The organism is Enterococcus sp. DIV1767, from assembly GCF_050542585.1.
GTDB classification, from domain to species: Bacteria; Bacillota; Bacilli; order Lactobacillales; family Enterococcaceae; genus Enterococcus_D; species Enterococcus_D innesii.
Genome location: NZ_CP172936.1, coordinates 1991279 through 2008195, shown reverse-complemented (window position 1 = coordinate 2008195; position 16917 = coordinate 1991279). Strand labels below are relative to the sequence as shown.

Here is a 16917-nt window from a genome sequence, read left to right as displayed (position 1 = left end):
AATGTAGAAACTAATAAAAAAATGGCCGCATGCTGCTTTTGCTATTTACTTTCTGTGAATAGCGGGGTAGCAATCGAATCTGAATCTAATAAATATTCGGAAAAATCGCAAAATTTAGGCAACAGGTCACAAAGAAATGGAGAGTGTTATGTCAATATTTAGGAAGTTAGGTTGGTTTTTTAAACAAGAAAAGAAACATTATTTGTTAGGCGTAGGCTCTTTAGTCCTAGTCGCCTTGGTACAGTTGGCACCCCCAAAAGTTATTGGGATCATCATCGATGAGATTGCGGAAAAAGAGATCTCGATGCAGACGATCTTTTTTTGGGTCATGATCTTGATTGCTTCAGCTATCGCTCAATACGTGTTCCGTTTCGTCTGGCGGACGCATATCTGGGGCAGTGCTGCTCGGCTAGAAAAAACGTTACGCAGACAGCTATTTGCACATTTTACAAGGATGGATCAGTTGTTTTATCAAAAGCATCGGACAGGTGATTTGATGGCCCATGCCACCAATGACTTGAATGCCATCCAAAATGTGGCAGGGGCGGGGATCTTAACCTTTGCCGATTCCTTCATCTCGGGAGGGGCAACCATCATTGCGATGGTTCTCTTTATCGACTGGCGGTTAACGATCATTGCTCTATTGCCGCTGCCTTTCTTAGCAGTCATGGCACGGGTGCTTGGTAGCAAATTGCATGATGCGTTTCGTGACTCGCAAGAAGCCTTTTCTTCCATCAACGACAAAGCCCAAGAAAGTATTACTGGGATGAAAGTCATCAAAACTTTTGGACAGGAAAAAGAGGACATCGCTGATTTTCAAACCAAAATCGACCATGCCATCATCAAAAACCGCAAAGTCAATTTTCTGGATGCCTTGTTTGATCCGTTTATTACGATCATCATCGGAATCTCCTATGTGCTGACGATCATCGTTGGCGGCAATTATGTTATGGACGGTACCATCTCGATCGGTCAATTGGTATCCTTCATCAGTTATATCGGTATGTTAGTTTGGCCGATGTTTGCCATCGGACGTCTGTTTAATGTGCTGGAACGAGGCAATGCTAGTTATGATCGGGTTGCCGAATTGTTGGCGGCAAAGACCCATATCATTGAAGCCAAAGATGCGGTCGATGCCCCAGCCCAAGGAACGGTTGACGTTCAAATCAATGAGTTTCACTATCAAGGAGATGATTTTGCTCTGCAAGACATCCACTTTACTTTGCCTGCCGGGCAAACACTAGGTGTCGTCGGGAAAACCGGTGCTGGAAAAACCTCTTTGATGAAGCTCTTGTTGCGAGAGTATGATTCATTTGATGGAGCGATCACCTTCGGGGGCATCGATAGCAAGCAATACTCCTTGAATGCTCTTTTGGGTTCGATTGGCTATGTTCCGCAAGATCATTTCTTGTTTTCCATGACGATTCGAGACAATATCCGCTTTGCGCAACCACGAGCTTCTCAAGCAGAAGTGGAAGCGGCTGCTGGATTAGCAGTGATCCATGAGGATATTAGTCAGTTTCCTGATGGATACGAAACGATGGTGGGGGAACGTGGTGTTTCTCTTTCCGGCGGACAAAAACAGCGTTTATCCATTGCGCGTGCCTTGATCACTGATCCAGAATTATTGATTTTAGATGACGCCCTTTCAGCAGTAGATGCCAAAACGGAAGAAGCTATTTTACAACAGTTACGGACCTTCCGTCAGAATAAAACAACAATCATTGCTGCTCACCGCCTAAGCAGTGTCAAGCACGCAGAAGAAATTCTGGTGATCGACAATGGGAAAATCAGTGAACGCGGGACCCATGAACAATTATTGGCTGCAAATGGCTGGTATAAAAAAATGTGGGACAAACAGCAATTAGAAGCCAAAATCGAAGGGAGTGAAGCCTAATGCAAGAATCAGAATGGAGCAAATCGATTCCCTTTAAAGAGCAAAAAAACATCATCAAACGAATGTTCCTTTTTGCCAAGCCATTTCGAAAAACCTTCTATGCAGCGATCTTTTTTGCTTTTGTGCTATCGATCGTCAATATCTTGTTGCCTTTGATCATTCAAACCTTTATGGATAGTTATTTGACCAATCAAACGGCGACCCAGCAAGTCATTTATTTCTTTGCTGCGCTGTATTTCTTTGGGGTGTTGGTAAAAGCTGTGATTTGGTTTTTCCAATGGTTCCTTTATTCGATGGGTTCTTTAAAAACCTATCAATATATTCGAGCAAAATTATTTGAAAAATTGCATAGTCTTGGGATGCGCTATTTCGATCAGACACCAGCAGGGTCAATCGTTTCACGGGTCAGCAACGACACAGAAACATTGTATGAATTTTGGTATGTCTTCTTGATGGTATTGACAGGAATTTTTGCGGTGGTTTCTTCTTTTGCCGCCATGTTCCGCATCAACGTCAAAATCGCCTTATTAAACTTGATTTTTCTGCCAATCCTAATGGTAGTCATCTGGTATTATCAAAAATTCAGCTCTCGTATCTATCGTCAAATGCGGGAAAAACTGAGTCAGCTGAATACGAAATTGAATGAATCGATTTCTGGTATGCAGATCATTCAACAATTCCGCCAAGAGGCGCGGCTGAATGAAGAATTCGAAGCGACCAACGATGATTATTTGAAAACTAGATACGCCATGATCCGCACGAATGCGCTGCTATTATCACCAATCATTAGTTTGTTGTATGCCTTAGCGATCGCCTTGTCATTGACGGTCTTTGGGTTTGATGCTTTAGAATCGCCCGTTGAAGTCGGGTTGATTTTCGCCTTTACGACCTATATTCAAGGATTTTTTAATCCCATGACACAGATGATGGATTTTCTCAGCGTCTTTACTGATGGGATGGTCGCCGGTAGCCGTATTTTGAAGATTATGGATAATGAAGAATATACGCCGCAACAAAACCCCGATGCCAGTCAAACCATCACCAAAGGAAAAATTGAATTTCGTGATGTCAGTTTTTCCTATGATGGAAAAAACAACGTATTAAATCATATTTCTTTCATCGCCTATCCAGGTGAGACCGTGGCTTTAGTCGGTCACACAGGAAGTGGCAAGAGCTCGATTATCAATGTGCTGATGCGCTTTTACGAATTCGGGGAAGGGCAAATTTTGATCGATGATCAAGATATCCGCGACTTTACGATGGAAGAGCTTCGGAAAAAAGTTGGACTCGTATTGCAAGATGCCTTCATGTTTTATGGGGACATCGCTGATAATATCCGCTTATTAAATCAGGACATTGATGAGGAACAGATTGAAGCAGCAGCAAAATTTGTTCAAGCAGATGCTTTCATTCAAAAACTACCTGGTAAATACCACGCCAAAGTGATTGAACGGGGTGCCAGTTATTCAAGCGGTCAGCGACAATTGATCTCCTTTGCCCGCACGATGGTGACCGATCCGAAAGTTCTGGTCTTGGATGAGGCGACTGCCAATATTGATACTGAAACAGAAGGACTGATCCAAGAAGGGTTGGCCAATATGCGTCAAGGGCGAACCACGATCGCGATCGCCCATCGATTGTCTACCATTCGCGATGCTGAGTTGATTTTGGTGCTTGATAAAGGCTCGATCGTGGAACGAGGCACCCATGATGAACTTTTGGCTCAAAAAGGGTTGTATGCCGATATGTATCGTTTGCAGGCAAGTGAAGTTTAATAGTTTTATTAGTAACGCTAACCTTAAAGACTTTTGTTTTTAAGGTTTTTTTGTATGAAAAAAGAAGGAAGGGATGAATATAAAAATAACGAACAACGATTGACAGCGCTTTCTACCTTTGCTATGATAAAGATAATAAAACTGGTTCTAATGGATAGTGATTGTTGATTTTTAACAAGCTAAACCTGATGAAGCTGCGGTATTTGCGCTGCTTTCATGAGGTTTTTTCTGTGTTGACTGTTGGCTCAGCAATAAAGACAAGCAATGAACCATATCCGCAATGATAAAGTAAGTGGGGGTAGGACATGAAAATCAGTAAAGTGTTAAACAATAATGTTGTGATCACTACCGATCAAAGTCAAAACGAGATTATTGTTATGGGGCGGGGGATTGCCTTTAAGAAAAAAGTGGGGGATGACATTTCTTCAGAAGCGATCGATAAAGTGTATCGCTTAGAAAATCAGACGATCTTATCTCAATTTCAAGAGCTGCTTGCTGACTTACCACTGGAATACCTTGAATTATCCAATGAGATCATTGAGTATGCTCGGCGAGAATTGTCATCCCCCATCAATGATTCCATCTACATCTCGCTGACAGATCATATGCACTGTGCCATTGAACGATCGAAAAAAGGAATGACGGTCAAAAATGTCTTATTGTGGGATATCAAGCGTTTTTTCCCCGATGAGTACCAAATAGGCTGTAAAACCGTAGAGAAAATCAAAGAACATTACGGGATTCAGCTGCCAGATGACGAAGCTGGCTTTATTGCTCTGCATCTCGTCAATGCACAAACCGAGAATGGTGACCAAGGCAATATTGCTGAGCTAACCCAAACGATGCAAGACATCATTAACATTGTTAAATATTTTTTTAAAACAACCTTTGATGAAGAATCCGTTTATTTTTATCGCTTCACCACGCATCTGAAGTTTTTTGTCTCAAGAATGCAAAACCATACCCCTCATGCGGATGAAACTGATGAAGATCTTTTGGCTATGGTCAAAGTGAAATACCGAAATGCGTATCAATGCGTACAAAAAATCGCTGAACTATTAGAAAATCAGTATCAGTATCAAATGTCCAGTGACGAAAGTTTGTATTTAACGATTCATATTGCCAGACTTGTGCAAAAAAATCGTTGATTGAAAAAATAAGAAAGGAGAAGTATTTCTTGATTCATGAGAAGATGTCGAAAAAGAAGAATTTCTTCGCAATGATTCTTACTAAACATCAGCTTCAAGACATCTGACCATGCAGCAAAAAATCAAAAAAAGAAAACATTTTGGATAGTGACATTCAGTTGGCTAAACCTTCAATACAAAAAAATTGGAGGAATCAAAAATGGGAAAATATCGTGAATTAGCAGAAAAAATCGTCGCAAATGTCGGTGGGAAAGAGAACATCAATAGCTTGACACATTGTATCACACGCTTGCGTTTTAAATTAAAGGATGAAGGCGTCGCAAATGATGAAGTCTTAAAGAACATGGATGGTGTCGTGACGGTCATGAAGAGTGGCGGTCAATACCAGGTGGTTATCGGAAACCATGTGCCAGATGTCTATGCAGAAGTGATCGATGTTGCAGGAATCAGTGGTGATGCTGAAGAAGAAAGTTCTGGTGGGAATATATTCAATCGTCTGATTGACATCCTCAGTGGATGTTTTCAGCCTTTCTTAGGTGCGTTGGCAGCTGCTGGTATGATCAAAGGATTCAATGCATTATTAGTCTTTTTAGGCACACAAGGTTGGTTCAATTATACAGCAGAATCAGGAACATATGTGATGTTGAATGCGATCGGTGACGCAATATTTATGTTCATGCCTGTGATTTTAGGTTATACTTCTGCAAAAAAATTCCGTTTGAATCCAATGGTCGGTATCGTTATTGGAGCTGCATTATGCTACCCAACGATTCAAGGCACTGCACTACAAACAGCGTTTACTGCAGTTTCCGGAGAAGGGGCAGCAGCACCCTATAGCTTACTTGGACAATCAGCCTACCAAACTTTCTTAGGTATTCCATGGGTAGGCGCAACCTATACAAGTAGTGTCGTACCAGTTATTTTCATTATTGCATTTGCTGCACAGATTCAGAAGCTTGCAAAAAAACTGATTCCAAGCGTAGTACAAACTTTCCTGGTGCCATTTTTTGTTTTGCTGATTGCTTTACCTGTTGGGTTCTTGATTATTGGTCCAATAATCAGCATGTTGACAGATTTATTGAGTGCTGGATTCCAAGCACTAATGGATTTCTCGCCAGCAATCTATGGTCTCATTCTAGGATTCTTCTGGCAAGTCTTGGTTATTTTCGGCTTACATTGGTCAGTTGTTCCACTAGCGATTATGCAAGTTACTCAACAAGGATTCAGTCAAGTGTTGACAGGTTCATTTGGAGCTAGTTTTGCTCAAACAGCTGTTGTCGTTGCAATGTATTTCAAATTAAGAGACAAAAAGATGAAAGCATTGTGCCCTCCAGCAATCATTTCTGGTATTTTTGGTGTAACTGAACCAGCAATTTATGGAATCACTCTTCCTAAAAAAACACCTTTCATTTATTCCATGATCGGTGGGGCTGTTGGGGGTCTGTTCTTGATGGTCAATGGTGTAACAGGATACACAATGGGCGGACTTGGTATTTTTGGAATTTTTAATTTCATCACACCGGATGGAGATGCGAGTGGCATGTGGACTTCTCTGATTGCAATCGCCATTTCGGCAGCGATTGGCTTTGGTTTGACGATGGCTTTCTGGAAAGATGATGCAGTGGAAGAAGAAATTGCAGAAGGACAACCAGCGATGACTGTTCGAAAAGAAGTGATCACTTCTCCAGTGGAAGGAACCATCGCACCATTAAGCAGCGCAAAAGATGAAGCCTTTGCTCAAGGAGTGCTAGGAAAAGGCATCTTGATCCACCCTTCAAAAGGTGAAGTTGTGGCTCCTTTCGATGGCACAGTAATGACCTTGTTCCCAACGAAACATGCCATTGGCTTGATTTCTGATAACGGCTTAGAGCTATTGATTCATATTGGTTTGGATACGGTTCAGTTAAATGGCGAATTCTTTGAAGCGCATGTGAAGCAAGGAGATAAAGTCACTCGTGGACAAAAACTGATCAGCTTTGATAAAGATGCATTGATCAAAGCTGGATTCAATATTGAGACGCCAGTATTAGTTACCAACTCCGCCGATTATTTGGATATCATCGAGTCTGACAAACGAGAAGTTGGCTGTTCCGATGATTTGATCACGGCTTTAGTTTAGAAAATGTTTACCTACAAAACAGCTATATAGAGATAAAAGCGATCGGTCGTGAAGGCGCGATCGCTTTTTGATATTCATTTAATTGGGAAACAGTGAGTCTTTATAATGAAGATTTTTATCGTAGGTTGGTTCAGCAATAATCGTTGATGATGTAGGGCGCTTGTCGTAAGCCATGCCAATATCGATCAAATGCTGCAAGTTTTTTTCATAATGCTCCGAAAAAACGACTGCATACAACAAATCCAGCAAGTAGCAAACCGATGTATTGATCGTAAAGTTGGCGATCTTTGAGTAGAGCCTTTCTCTTGTCGTGATATTCAAAACACAATTACTTAATTTTGCCAAGGAGTTCTCCCCGATACTCGTCATGCCAATGATGGAAACCTGCCGTTCGGCAAGGATCTTCCCAATTTCTTTGACCATTTTATTTTCGCCAGTATAAGAGATCAAAATCGCAGTCGTATCGGAGGTACAGTTGGAAGCCTCATAGGCACTTTCGCCGAAGGTGTCGCAGACGTGGATGTTTTTTCCTAAACGTCGCATCTTCAAAACAAAGTCTTGAGAAATCAAGGTATTGGCATTACTGGCGAAAATCTTGATATGGTGGGCATTGAGCAACGATTGTTTCGCTTTTTGTAATTCATCATGATGGATCAAGGAAAGTGTATCTTCAATCGTTGTTTGTTCAAGCTTTGCCAACTTTTTGGCGATGGTCATAATGCCGTCGTGGGAGGAAAAAGGAAAGTTCGCATCCACATCGGTAAAATGGCTGCTCATATAAGTTTGCTCTTCCACAAAGGCCGTTTTTAAATCGAGCCAACCATTGAAGCCTAATTTTTTTGCGATCCGAATAAAAGTAGAAGGATGAACGTAGGTTTTTTCTGACAATTCCTTGATGGTTTGATCCGCCATCGCAGTCGGGTTGGCTAATAAATAATCGATCAACGATCGTTCCGCGGGTGCTAGTTTGATTTGGCGCATTTTTTCTTGTAGCAACATGGTATGTATGCTCCTTTTTACATTTTTTTATGATTATTTGTAAATGTTTTTTACAGAAATTCTTCTTTAGTAAGTAATTAGCGAATCGTTTACATCCTAATTATTCCTTATTTTATGCTCTTTGTAAATCTTTTTTACAAAACACCTGCTAGAAGAAGCGAGATTTGCAAACGCTTTTTCTAAATAAGCTATTTACATTGAATCAAATGTTTTTATGAATGATAATAAGAATGTAAATAAAATAGCAAAGGAGCAATACAATGACAAAAGGAATTAAAATTGCAACCATTGGTGGCGGCAGCAGCTATACCCCGGAGTTAATGGAAGGCTTTATCAAACGCTATGAAGAATTGCCGATTCGTGAAATTTGGCTAGTAGATATCGAAGCAGGAAAAGAGAAATTAGAAATCGTAGGTGCGATGGCACAACGAATGTGGGACGCCACGCCTTATGATGTAAAAATCCACATGACGTTGGATCGAGAAGAAGCGTTAAAGGATGCCGATTTCGTTACGACTCAATTCCGAGTAGGGTTGCTGAATGCCCGCATCAAAGATGAACGAATTCCTGCCTATTACGGCATGATTGGTCAAGAAACCAATGGCCCTGGGGGAATGTTCAAAGCTTTCCGTACGGTACCGATCATTCTTGAAATTGTTGAAGACATGAAACGTTTATGTCCGGATGCTTGGCTGATCAATTTTGCGAATCCAAGCGGCATGGTGACAGAAGCAATCGTGCGTTACGGAAAATGGGACAAAGTCATCGGGTTGTGTAATGTGCCAGTCATGGCAACCATGATTGAGCCAGCCTTAATTGGCAAAGAACCGGATGAGTTGATTTACAAATTTGCAGGATTGAACCACTTCCACTGGCACAAAGTTGCTGATTCACACGGCAACGATGTAACGATGGACATTATTGATAAAATGTATGAAGAAGACAATGGCTTACCGAAGAATATCTTTGATGTACCATTTTACAAAGAACAGCTGGAACAAATGAAGATGATCCCTTGTGGGTATCACCGTTATTACTATCGTCAAGAAGAAATGTTGAATCATGCGATCGAAGAATACAAGACCGTCGGTACGCGCGCGCAACAAGTAAAACAAACCGAAGCTGAATTGTTTGAGTTGTACAAAGACCCTGAATTGGATCATAAACCTGAACAGCTGCAAAAACGTGGTGGTGCTTACTACTCAGATGCAGCGTGTGAAACGATTGCTTCCATTTATGCTAATAAAAATACCCAAATCGTCGTTTCAACCAAAAATGAAGGCGCCGTTCCTGATCTGCCTGCCGATTGCGTAGTTGAAGTGACCGCTTACGTTGGTGGACAAGGCGCGAGAAATGTTGCCTTTGGTGAGTTACCGACAGCTGAAAAAGGTTGGTTACAGGTAATGAAAGCAATGGAATTATTGACGATCGAAGCCGCTGTGACTGGGGATTACAATATCGCATTACAAGCATTCACCATCAACCCACTGGTTCCATCAGGGGATACGGCAAAACGTGTCATGGACGAACTGTTTATTGCCCACAAAGATCACTTGCCGAAATTTAAGGAAACAATCGCTCGTCTTGAAAAAGAAGGCGTCGAAGTACAAGATGAAGTAGCCCGCGAACTTGATCGCGAACTAGTTAAATAAAGAGAAAGTAGGAAAGAAACATGGCATTTAGAAAAGACTTTTTATGGGGCGGCGCAACAGCTGCCAATCAATGTGAAGGAGGCTACCAAGAAGGCGGACGCGGCTTAGCAAACGTAGACGTGGTACCGATCGGCAAAGATCGTTTTCCAGTGATTACTGGTCAAATGAAAATGTTTGATTTTGATGACGAACATTTCTACCCAGCAAAAGAAGCAATCGATATGTATCATCGCTACAAAGAAGACATCGCATTATTTGGCGAAATGGGCTTTAAAACCTACCGCTTGTCGATCGCTTGGAGTCGGATTTTCCCTAAAGGAGATGAAACAGAACCAAATGAAGACGGCTTGAAATTCTATGAAGATCTTTTCAAAGAATGCCACAAATATGGGATCGAACCGTTAGTAACGATCACTCACTTTGATTGTCCGATGCATTTAGTTGAAAAATACGGCGCATGGCGTTCTCGTGAATTAGTCGGATTCTATGAAAACTTGTGTAATGTGATTTTCAACCGCTACAAAGGATTAGTAAAATACTGGTTGACCTTTAACGAGATCAACATGATTCTCCATGCGCCATTTATGGGAGCTGGTTTGTACTTTGAAGAAGGCGATAACGTTGAGCAAGTGAAATACCAAGCGGCTCACCATGAGCTGTTGGCCTCTGCGATCGCAACGAAAATCGCTCATGAAGTCGATCCTGAGAACAAAGTAGGTTGCATGTTAGCTGCTGGCGCATACTATCCATATACAAGCAAACCAGAAGATGTCTGGGAATCTCGCAAAGCAGATCGCGAAAACTATTTCTTTATTGATGTTCAATCACGTGGGGAATATCCACAATATGCGCTGAAAGAAATGGAACGCAATGGGATCGAAATCAAAATGGAAGAAGGTGACCTTGAGCTGTTGAAAGCTCATACCGTTGACTTTATTTCTTTCTCTTACTATTCTTCCCGCGTATCAACAACGGACGCTGAATTGTTAGAACAAACGGCTGGCAATATTTTTGCCTCTGTGAAAAACCCATACTTGGAAGCTAGTGAGTGGGGGTGGCAAATTGATCCACTTGGTTTGCGGATCACGATGAATGACATTTATGATCGCTACCAAAAACCATTGTTCATCGTTGAAAACGGCTTAGGAGCTGTCGATACACCGGATGCAGATGGTTATGTGGAAGATGACTATCGAATCCAATATTTGGCAGAGCATATTCAAGCAATGAAAGATGCGGTTGAACAAGATGGTGTCGATCTATTGGGCTACACCACATGGGGTTGTATCGATTTAGTTTCAGCTGGAACCGGTGAAATGAAAAAACGCTATGGTTTCATTTATGTGGACCGTGACAATGAAGGAAACGGCACCTTGAAACGAACAAAGAAAAAATCATTTGATTGGTACAAACAAGTGATTGCTTCAAACGGTGAAGATTTGTCGAATAACTAATCAAAAGAAGCTGCCGTTGATCTCTTAGAGAAATCTAAGGAGATCAACGGCAGTTTTTTAAAGTCTTTTTAAAAACTTTTGTAATGAATGGCTTCTTTAAGAAGAAATGGAGGCTCAAATATTTTTGATAACCGACAATGAGAGTGTTGTAAAATGTTTGCGTTGCAGCAATTACAAAAAGGCGACCTTAAGGATGACATATTTTGCCCTTAAGGTCGCCTTTATCAATTTTTTAAAGAACTTTTTCAATTTCAGGAATCATTTTTTGAGGATTGGTTTGTGGAGCAAAACGCTCAACGACTCTGCCTTGGCGATCCACCAAAAATTTCGTGAAATTCCATTTAATGGCTTTGCCTAGCGTGCCCGGTGCTTCTTCTTCCAAATAGCGAAACAAGGGATCCGAGTCTTTGCCATTGATCACCGTTAACTTGTGCATCGGAAAATCAACACCATAGGTGGTTCGGCAAGCGGCTGCGGCTTCTTCGGCTGAACCGACTTCTTGTTTGAACTGGTCAGAAGGAAATCCTAAAACGACCAACCCTTGGTCTTTATAGGTTTCATAAAGACCTTGTAATTCTTTGAACTGCGGGCTCAAACCGCACTTCGTAGCTGTATTGACGATCACTAGCGGTTGACCTTCGTATTTTGCTAGCGAATACGTTTCGCCGTTTTCTAATGTTGCTTGGTAGTCATAGATTGACATAGCAAACGCTCCTTTTAATGTAAATCATAGTCGATAGCTTCTGAGACAAGTATAGAGCAAAGTCTTCAAAAAAACCAAGCAAACTTCTTGGCGTATCTTATTTTTTTATGGAAAACAAAAAAGTCCAGCAGTCACCGAGACCGCTGGACTTTAATTATGCTTCTGGTAAGACTTCTGGTTCGGCTTCTTGGGGATGAACGACAGCTTTGGTTTTCCAGACACCAGAATGCCAGCGATAGATCATTAAGATACTACGGAGTGCTTCGTCAATGGCATAAGCGATCCAAACGCCGATCAAACCGAATTTAAAGACGATGGCCAATGAGTAAGAAAACGGTAAGCTGATGACCCATAGAACAACCAGACTGCAGATCAATGGGAACTTCACGTCGCCACTTGCATTCAAGGAACCCACAAGGATCATATTGACTGCACGAGCTGTTTCTAAGACGATCTCTACCAAAAAGACACCTTTAGCAATCTCGATCACTTCCGCGTTGGAGGTAAAGATTCCCATGATTGGCTCAATAAACAAGTAAGTCAATAGACAGATCGTCACTGAGGCAATGATCCCGATCACCATCGTGCGCATGCCTCGCTGATGCGCGCGATCGAATTCTCCAGCACCGACATTGCGGCCAATCATGATTTGATTCCCTTGACTCAATGCGGAGGCAATCAAATAAACAAATTGGGTGATAGCTGTTACGTAAGATTTTGCAATCAAGACACTTGCACCAAGTTGAGCCACAATCATCGTCACCACGACTTGCGCACCTTGATAGGAAAGAGATTCGCCAGAAGAAGGCAATCCGTAAGTCAAAATGTTTTTCATCACACCCCAAGAGACGTTCGAAAAACGGGCAGACAAAACAGAAAAATTCACGTGCTTCTTCAGTAGTACTGCGGCAATTACTAAACCGATCGAATTACCAAAGACGCTAGAAAATGCCAATCCAGTCACACCGAAATTCGGCAATCCGAAGGGGCTGTATAAGACAAAATAATTCCCAATCACGGCTAGAATACTAGCAAACATCGGTACCAATAACGCAGGTTTTGTGAAACTGTGGCTACGCATGACAGCAATTATGACCGCCGTGATCGAGGAAAGAAACAGACTTCCGCCATATACTTGTAAGTACCCATGCCCGAGGGCAACTAATTCAGCATCCAGTCCCATGAAACGCAAGAGATAGGTTGAGCCAAAAAGGAACATTAAGCTGATTAAAATTCCAATGAATAATGAGCCAAAAAGAGCGGTATTGATGACTTTCGGGATCTGGTCCCGTTTTTTTGCACCAATTAATTGGGCGATAATGATCTGAGTACCCACGGTTATGAAACCGTAAATAAAGACCGTTAAATTTAACAGTTGATTGGCGGCACTGACAGCCGCTACTGCTGGCTCGGAGTAATGAGAAATCATCCAAACGTTGATATTCCCAATAACGACCCGCAAAAATAACTCAACAAAAATCGGCCAGCTGAGGAAAAGCAGTTCGCGATCTGATTTTCCTAAAAGTTTTTTCTTATTCAATTGTAAGGACTCCTTATTTTCTATATAATAGACGTATCGTGAAAATTTTACAAAAATTGAAAAGAAAGTCAATGTAATTTTCAAAAGTAAAAGCAGGAATATCTTATTATTTTTTGTAAGCAGATGAGTTGAAAGAATTTGCTTTTGAAAGTAAAGTATGGGTAGTCCAAATTGGAGGGAAATATATGTATGATGTAATTATCATCGGCGCAGGCCCTGCGGGGATGACAGCAGCGCTTTATGCGTCAAGATCGAATTTATCAGTACTAATGATTGAACGAGGTGCACCTGGCGGTCAAATGAATAATACGGCTGAAGTTGAAAACTACCCAGGATACGAGTCTATCTTAGGCCCTGAACTAGCATTCAAGATGTATGAAGGTGCCATAAAATTTGGTGTTGAAAATGCTTATGGAATCGTTCAAAACATCACTGACCAAGGTGAGTTTAAAGAAGTTGTGACCGAAGACAAAACTTATCAAGGAAAAACAGTCATTATTGCCACAGGGTGTGTACATAGAAAGTTAGGCGTCAAAGGCGAAGAAGAATTTGCTGGACGCGGTGTTTCATACTGTGCGGTTTGTGACGGTGCCTTTTTCCGTAACAAACGCTTGATTGTTGTTGGTGGAGGCGACTCGGCAGTCGAAGAAGCTATCTACTTAACACAATTTGCTTCTGAAGTAACGATCGTTCACCGTCGTGACGAATTACGAGCACAAAAAATCATCCAAGACCGCGCATTTGCCAACGAGAAAATCTCTTTTATTTGGGATTCTGTTGTGGAAGAAATCAAAGGCAATGAGATGGTCGTAACTGGCGTGCAAATTAGAAACGTAAAAACGGATGAAGTGACAGAAGAAGCTGCTGGCGGTGTCTTTATCTATGTTGGTTTAGATCCGTTGACAGAGCCATTCAAAGCCAGCGGTATCACGAATGATGCTGGCTGGATCTTAACCAATGATCAGATGGAAACTTCAATTCCTGGTGTTTACGCGGTTGGCGATGTTCGTGAAAAAGGCTTGCGTCAAATCACGACGGCAGTCGGCGATGGCAGTATTGCTGGTCAACAAGTGTTTGATTTTATTGAAACGCAAAAAGATGCTCAATTAACGAAATAACCTAATGGAATCAGCTGTTATTTTTAAAGTGTCAATCACTTTTGATAGCAGCTGTTTTTATTTTTCGTTTGGTTATTCTTTGAGAAATCTGTAAGTAGTGTTATACTAATTTTAGAGCATTTTAACGGAAAAAGGAGAGGTTATTTTATGGCATGGGAACAAACATTTAATCAATGGAAAAACAGTGAACACTTAGATCCACAATTAAAAGAACAATTGACCGCATTAGAAGCAGATCCTGCGATGCTAGAAGACGCTTTTTATATGCCTTTGGAATTTGGGACTGCCGGTATGCGAGGTATTTTAGGGCCTGGGATCAACCGGATGAACATTTATACGATTCGTCAAGCAACCGAAGGATTGGCTCGCTTTATGGATACACAAGATCCTGAAACAAGACGTCGTGGCGTAGCGATCGCCTATGATTCCCGTCATTTTTCACCTGAGTTTGCGATGGAAGCAGCGAAAACATTGGCAAAACATGATATTCCAGCCTTCGTCTTTGAAAGCTTACGTCCGACGCCAGAATTATCTTTTGCTGTGCGTTACCTAAAAACTTTCACCGGAATCATGATCACTGCTTCTCACAATCCAGCCGAATACAATGGCTACAAAGTATATGGGGAAGATGGTGGGCAAATGCCACCTGCAGATGCGGATGCATTGACCAAATTCGTTCGGGAAATTGAAAATCCATTGGAGATCCCGGTATTAAGTGAAGAAGAAGCCAAAAACAGCGGCTTGATCTCTATTATTGGCGAAGAGATCGACACTGCCTATCTGAAAGAGATCAAAGAAGTCACGATCGATCAAGAATTGATCGATACGGTGGGCAAAGATTTGAAACTTGTCTATACACCACTTCACGGAACAGGGCGGATGCTTGGAGAGAAAGCGTTGAAACAAGCTGGTTTCCAACAATTCATTATTGAACCTTCTCAAGCGGTTGCTGATCCAAATTTCAGTACAGTAAAATCACCGAATCCAGAAGAGCACTCTGCCTTTGAATATGCGATTGCTTTAGGAGAAAAAGAAGGAGCGGACCTATTGATCGCCACGGACCCAGATGCCGATCGCTTGGGGGCTGCAGTAAGAATGCCAGATGGCAATTACCAAGTGTTGACTGGAAACCAATTAGGCGCATTGATGATCCGTTATATTCTAGAAGCTCATAAAACAGCAGGAACCTTGCCTGAAAATGCAGCAGTCTTAAAATCGATCGTTTCTAGTGAATTGCCAACAGCGATCGCCAAATCTTACAATGTGGATATGATCAATGTTTTGACCGGCTTTAAGTTCATCGCCGAAAAAATCCAACAATTTGAAAAAGATCATTCGCAAACCTTCATGTTTGGTTTTGAAGAAAGTTATGGTTACTTAGTGAAACCATTTGTACGGGACAAGGACGCGATCCAAGCGCTCGTTTTATTAGCAGAAGTGGCGGCTTTTTACAAACAATCAGACAAAACCCTTTATGATGGTCTGCAAGATATTTTTGAAGAATATGGTTATTACGCAGAAAAAACCATTTCAGTAACGATGAGCGGTATGGAGGGGGCAACTAAGATTGCTGCCTTGATGAAGACTTTCCGTGAAAAAGCTCCTTCTGTTTTCGCAGGAACTCCTGTCGTTCAAACAGAAGACTTTAAACTGTTGACTCGTGTGGGCTTAGATGGACACCTGCAAAAAATGACGACACCGCCTTCTGATGTTTTGAAATACACATTAGAAGATGAAAGCTGGATTGCTGTGCGTCCTTCTGGAACTGAACCCAAAATCAAGTTTTATATTGGTGTGAAAGGCGAATCGGCAGATGAGGCAGAACAAAAAATTGCTGATCTGCAAGCAGCCATCGAAGAGATCACTGGGGAATAAAACTACCTGATGTCTCCAATACCAAGAAATTGCAACTGACTGAATGATCCGAGTGGTAGAAACGAAGCTTCGATGCCTCAGCACCCCGCTGTTGAGGAATCAAAGCTTCGAGAAGAAATTTTCTGACACTTGGATCTATTCGTGTCTTTTATCTATTTTCTTTCCCTTGCTCATCAAAGGTGGATTGACAAGCCGTCAACCAAGGGCTAAAATGCAAAAGGAAATAAGAGAGGATGTGGCGCGATGACTACGCCGAAATTAGAGGAAATTCAGCAAGTAACACAGATTTTTAAGATGCTTAGTGATCCCACCAGACTAAAAATTTTGTTGTCCCTTCAAGAAGGTGAACGCAACGTCACTTCGATTGCGGAACAAGTACATATGGAACAATCAGCAGTTTCTCATCAGTTGAAACTTTTGAAAGATAATCGGATCGTAAAGTCAGAGAGACAAGGAAAAACGATTCTTTATAGTCTCGATGACAAACATGTTGTGGATATTTTGCAAAAAACATTTGAACATATCCATCACCGTTAAAACTAGGGCGAGAATTTCTCAAAAGTCCTAGTTTTTTCTTATTGTTTTTGGTATGCTAGTGGAAATATTAAAATTAGATGAACGGTTTTTAATAACGTTT

At 41.5% G+C, this 16917-nt stretch carries 12 protein-coding genes; 9 read left to right on the top strand and 3 right to left on the bottom strand.

The features are described 5' to 3' along the window. Window positions 1–148 precede the first annotated feature (148 nt). The 4 genes from IGI78_RS09640 (at window position 149) to IGI78_RS09625 (ending at window position 6939) form a co-directional block, all read left to right on the top strand. Window positions 149–1897, top strand: a complete 1749-nt coding sequence (locus IGI78_RS09640) for an ABC transporter ATP-binding protein (RefSeq protein WP_081118091.1) — start codon at window positions 149–151, stop codon at window positions 1895–1897. Beyond that, on the top strand, window positions 1897–3672 hold the full coding sequence (locus IGI78_RS09635; RefSeq protein ID WP_195265024.1) for an ABC transporter ATP-binding protein: 1776 nt from the start codon (window positions 1897–1899) through the stop codon (window positions 3670–3672). Before IGI78_RS09640 ends, IGI78_RS09635 begins: the two co-directional genes overlap by 1 nt. Before the next feature lie 305 nt (window positions 3673–3977). Further along, on the top strand, window positions 3978–4820 hold the full coding sequence (gene licT, locus IGI78_RS09630; protein WP_081118096.1) for a BglG family transcription antiterminator LicT: 843 nt from the start codon (window positions 3978–3980) through the stop codon (window positions 4818–4820). Window positions 4821–5019: 199 nt separating this feature from the next. Then, on the top strand, window positions 5020–6939 hold the full coding sequence (locus IGI78_RS09625; protein WP_195265026.1) for a beta-glucoside-specific PTS transporter subunit IIABC: 1920 nt from the start codon (window positions 5020–5022) through the stop codon (window positions 6937–6939). Between the two features lie 78 nt (window positions 6940–7017). Here the strand turns inward: IGI78_RS09625 and IGI78_RS09620 are convergent, their stop codons facing one another. Next, a complete protein-coding gene (locus IGI78_RS09620) occupies window positions 7018–7938 on the bottom strand; it encodes a MurR/RpiR family transcriptional regulator (protein WP_195265028.1) in 921 nt (306 codons plus the stop codon). Between the two features lie 260 nt (window positions 7939–8198). Here IGI78_RS09620 and IGI78_RS09615 point away from each other — a divergent pair, with 260 nt between their 5' ends. Both IGI78_RS09615 and IGI78_RS09610 read left to right on the top strand, forming a co-directional pair. Beyond that, the gene (locus IGI78_RS09615) at window positions 8199–9590 is read left to right on the top strand and encodes a 6-phospho-beta-glucosidase (protein ID WP_081118099.1); all 1392 of its coding nucleotides are present in this window, start codon (window positions 8199–8201) and stop codon (window positions 9588–9590) included. 20 nt (window positions 9591–9610) lie between these two features. Beyond that, entirely contained in the window at window positions 9611–11044 is a 1434-nt protein-coding gene (locus tag IGI78_RS09610) for a 6-phospho-beta-glucosidase (RefSeq protein ID WP_008378424.1), read from the top strand. A gap of 232 nt (window positions 11045–11276) precedes the next feature. On the opposite strand, the gene IGI78_RS09605 is transcribed toward IGI78_RS09610, so the two are convergent. Together IGI78_RS09605 and IGI78_RS09600 are read right to left on the bottom strand one after the other, a co-directional pair. After that, the gene (locus tag IGI78_RS09605; protein WP_195265030.1) at window positions 11277–11747 is read right to left on the bottom strand and encodes a glutathione peroxidase; all 471 of its coding nucleotides are present in this window, start codon (window positions 11745–11747) and stop codon (window positions 11277–11279) included. 154 nt (window positions 11748–11901) lie between these two features. Further along, on the bottom strand, window positions 11902–13287 hold the full coding sequence (locus IGI78_RS09600) for an MATE family efflux transporter (RefSeq protein ID WP_140964900.1): 1386 nt from the start codon (window positions 13285–13287) through the stop codon (window positions 11902–11904). A gap of 185 nt (window positions 13288–13472) precedes the next feature. On the opposite strand from IGI78_RS09600, the gene trxB reads away from it, so the two are divergent. From trxB to IGI78_RS09585, 3 genes are all read left to right on the top strand, one after another. Beyond that, complete coding sequence (gene trxB / locus IGI78_RS09595; protein WP_077454294.1) at window positions 13473–14405, top strand: thioredoxin-disulfide reductase; 933 nt, start codon at window positions 13473–13475, stop codon at window positions 14403–14405. Between the two features lie 147 nt (window positions 14406–14552). Then, entirely contained in the window at window positions 14553–16280 is a 1728-nt protein-coding gene (locus tag IGI78_RS09590; protein ID WP_077454293.1) for a phospho-sugar mutase, read from the top strand. Between the two features lie 243 nt (window positions 16281–16523). Then, window positions 16524–16817: an ArsR/SmtB family transcription factor gene (locus IGI78_RS09585; RefSeq protein ID WP_005225828.1), complete on the top strand. Its 294-nt coding sequence runs from the start codon at window positions 16524–16526 to the stop codon at window positions 16815–16817. Window positions 16818–16917 lie beyond the last annotated feature (100 nt).

Coding starts and splice junctions, on each gene's coding strand:
- IGI78_RS09640 (WP_081118091.1), top strand. CDS start 149: ATGTCAATATTTAGGAAGTTAGGTTGGTTTTTTAAACAAGAAAAGAAA.
- IGI78_RS09615 (WP_081118099.1), top strand. CDS start 8,199: ATGACAAAAGGAATTAAAATTGCAACCATTGGTGGCGGCAGCAGCTAT.
- trxB (WP_077454294.1), top strand. CDS start 13,473: ATGTATGATGTAATTATCATCGGCGCAGGCCCTGCGGGGATGACAGCA.
- IGI78_RS09635 (WP_195265024.1), top strand. CDS start 1,897: ATGCAAGAATCAGAATGGAGCAAATCGATTCCCTTTAAAGAGCAAAAA.
- IGI78_RS09590 (WP_077454293.1), top strand. CDS start 14,553: ATGGCATGGGAACAAACATTTAATCAATGGAAAAACAGTGAACACTTA.
- IGI78_RS09585 (WP_005225828.1), top strand. CDS start 16,524: ATGACTACGCCGAAATTAGAGGAAATTCAGCAAGTAACACAGATTTTT.
- IGI78_RS09605 (WP_195265030.1), bottom strand. CDS start 11,747: ATGTCAATCTATGACTACCAAGCAACATTAGAAAACGGCGAAACGTAT.
- IGI78_RS09625 (WP_195265026.1), top strand. CDS start 5,020: ATGGGAAAATATCGTGAATTAGCAGAAAAAATCGTCGCAAATGTCGGT.
- IGI78_RS09620 (WP_195265028.1), bottom strand. CDS start 7,938: ATGTTGCTACAAGAAAAAATGCGCCAAATCAAACTAGCACCCGCGGAA.
- IGI78_RS09610 (WP_008378424.1), top strand. CDS start 9,611: ATGGCATTTAGAAAAGACTTTTTATGGGGCGGCGCAACAGCTGCCAAT.
- licT (WP_081118096.1), top strand. CDS start 3,978: ATGAAAATCAGTAAAGTGTTAAACAATAATGTTGTGATCACTACCGAT.